Below are 2839 nucleotides of genomic sequence, written 5' to 3' on the forward strand. Positions count from 1 at the left end.
CGCAGGCTGCGATCTTTTGCATTTGCTTCCCTATAACCACCCCGACCTCTTGAAACTCGCCCACAAACTCACGCACCCCACCGTGATAAACCCCAGCACAGCGAAATAGCCGTAATGCCAGCTCAGCTCCGGCATGTTCTGGAAGTTCATCCCGTAAATCCCCGCCACCGCCGTCGGGAACGCCAGAATCGCCGCCCACGCGGCAAACTTGCGTTGCACCACACTTTGCCGTGACGCCTCCAGCAACACGCCGATCTCGATGGTCTGGCTGGCAATGTCCGCCAGCGTTGTCAGGTCTTCCATCTGCCGCGTGACGTGAATCTGCACGTCGCGGAAGTACGGGCGCATGTTCTTGTCGATGAACGGGAAACTCAGTTTCTGCAGCTCCTCGCCAATCTCCACCATCGGCGCTGCATAACGGCGCAGGCGCAACACATCGCGGCGCAGGCCGTGAAGTTTCTGGATGTCATGCTCGTTCAACGCACTGCACAGCACGTTGCGCTCCAGTTCATCAATCTCGGCATGAATCGCTTCGCCGACTGGCTGGTAGTTTTCGATCACGAAATCCAGCAGTGCATAGAGGACGAAATCTTCGCCGTGCTCGAGCAACAGCGGCCGCGCCTCACAGCGCTGGCGGACATGCGCGTAGGACGCCGAGTGGCCGTTGCGGGCGGTGATGATGTAGCCCTTGCCGGCGAAGATATGCGTTTCGATGAACTGCAAAATCCCATGCTCGCGGATCGGCGAGTAGGTGACGATAAACAAGGCGTCACCAAAGGTTTCCAGCTTTGGCCGGCTGTGTTTTTCCAGGGCGTCTTCGATGGCCAGTTCGTGCAGGTTGAACTGGCGTTGCAGATTGGCCAGCTCCTGAGCGTCCGGCTCTTCCAGGCCGATCCAGACAAAATGTCCGGTTTTTGCGGCCCAGGCGGCGCCTTCGTCAAGTGTGATATTGGTGACTTTCTTACCGGCGCTGTAAACCGCAGCAGCAACAACTCGACCCATGGTGGTGATTCACTTCTTCTTGGCAGATGGCAGGGAATACAAGGCTTCAGCTTAGCCGTGTCGCTGCTTGAGAGTCAGTGAAATCTGCACAGTTCACCCGGCAAAAGAAAACCCGCACGAGGCGGGTTGGTTTTTCACGCAGCTTGCAGCTGCTGATCCATCGCGGCGATGCATTCGCGCATCTGTTCGCGGCACTGGGACATGAGCATGGGCATGTCATCCATGGTCAGCCCGGCTGTAGGAATCGCCGGCAGCGAGCGTATGAGAATTTTCCCGCTGCGCCAGCGGTTCAGGCGCATGTGCTTGATGTAGCTGCTGACGCACACTGGCACGATCGGCACACCGGCGGCGATCGCCATCTGGAACGCACCTTTCTTGAATGGCAGCAGTTCTTCACCGAGGTTGCGCGTGCCTTCCGGGAACACCCAGATCGACGTATCTTCGTGCTGCAAAGTGTGGGTGGTGGTGAGCATCGACTTGCGTGCCTTGTGCGCGTTCCCACGATCGATCAACACGTTGCCCGCCAGCCAGAACAGTTGCCCGAACAGCGGCACCCATTTCAGGCTCTTCTTGCCGATGCACACGGTCCGGCGGGGTACCACGTTGCCGAACACGAACAGGTCGTAGTTGGACTGATGGTTGGCCACGATCACGCAGCTGTCGGGCTTGTTCATCAACGGGCCGACATCAGCCTTCACACGCAAACGCAAAATACACATGGCCGGTAGCGCGTAGAGGCGGGCGCACAGTCGGCTGTTGTCCGGGTTGAACGGACGGCACAGCCCGAGGATCACGCCCAGCACGCCGGCCAGAATAAAGTGCAGGCCCATCAATAACATACGAAACACAAACAGCATTTTCAGGCCCCACCGGGACAAAAGGTGGCGCAGTGTACGGATGTGCACTGTTTTCGGCAATTGCTGCTATAGAGTGCGGAGATAGGCGATGTTTAAGCGCATGTTTCCGAGTCGACCGTCAGACCCGTCCTAGAGCCGTTGATGCTTGATCAACCGAACGCGCAGGAAAAAGCCCGACACGACGGTCGGGCTTTTCTTCGGCTTGGGAAGCGTGGGTTTAACCCAGATGCTCCTGATCCTGAATGATCGCGTTGTCGAGGGCTTCGAGCAGTGCCTTGCGCACTTTGAGCTTGGTGTTCTTGTGCGCGTTCATGTTGATCTTCTTCAACTGACGCGCTGCTGCCAGGGCTGCGCCTTGCAGCTCTTCGGCAGTCACCACCTTGTCGAGGAAACCGGCATCCACCGCGCTTTTCGGATCAAACATCTCGCCGTTGATCACCGAACGGTGAAACGCCGAACGACGCAAGCGATCACGGGCCAGCTCGATGCCGGCGTGGTGCATGGTCATGCCGATCTGCACTTCGTTCAGGCCGATGCTGAACGGGCCATCGACGCCGATGCGGTAATCGGCAGACAACAGCAAGAACGCGCCTTTGGCCACAGCGTGACCAGGGCAGGCGACAATCACCGGGAACGGATGAGAGAGCAGGCGGCGGGCGAGGGTCGAGCCAGCAGTGACCAGCGCCACGGCTTCTTTAGGCCCGGCGGTCATCACCTTCAAGTCATAGCCGCCCGACAGAATTCCCGGCTGACCGGTAATGATCACGATGGCACGATCAGTCTTCGCCTGATCCAGCGCCGCGTTGAACGCCGCAATCACGTCCGGGGAAATGGCATTGACCTTGCCGTTGTTCAAGGTCAGGGTCGCGATACCGTCTTCGAGGTGGTAGGCAATCAACTCACTCATGACGCTATTCCTTGTAAGAAAGATGGGCAGACGTTACCCACCGCCGCCAGGCCGGTAAAGCGCCGTGACTGAC

At 58.5% G+C, this 2839-nt stretch carries 3 protein-coding genes; all 3 read right to left on the reverse strand.

Translation table 11 applies throughout. The annotated features are described in order from the left end of the window. Positions 1-30 precede the first annotated feature (30 nt). The gene (locus HT737_RS24435) at positions 31-1002 is read right to left on the reverse strand and encodes a magnesium and cobalt transport protein CorA (RefSeq protein WP_027613314.1); all 972 of its coding nucleotides are present in this window, start codon (positions 1000-1002) and stop codon (positions 31-33) included. Between the two features lie 134 nt (positions 1003-1136). Next, complete coding sequence (locus HT737_RS24440; protein ID WP_047292972.1) at positions 1137-1859, reverse strand: 1-acylglycerol-3-phosphate O-acyltransferase; 723 nt, start codon at positions 1857-1859, stop codon at positions 1137-1139. 217 nt (positions 1860-2076) lie between these two features. Further along, positions 2077-2766, reverse strand: a complete 690-nt coding sequence (locus HT737_RS24445) for a crotonase/enoyl-CoA hydratase family protein (RefSeq protein WP_086794750.1) — start codon at positions 2764-2766, stop codon at positions 2077-2079. Positions 2767-2839 lie beyond the last annotated feature (73 nt).

This window comes from Pseudomonas sp. MD195_PC81_125, from assembly GCF_014060985.1.
Taxonomy (GTDB): domain Bacteria; phylum Pseudomonadota; class Gammaproteobacteria; order Pseudomonadales; family Pseudomonadaceae; genus Aquipseudomonas; species Aquipseudomonas parakoreensis.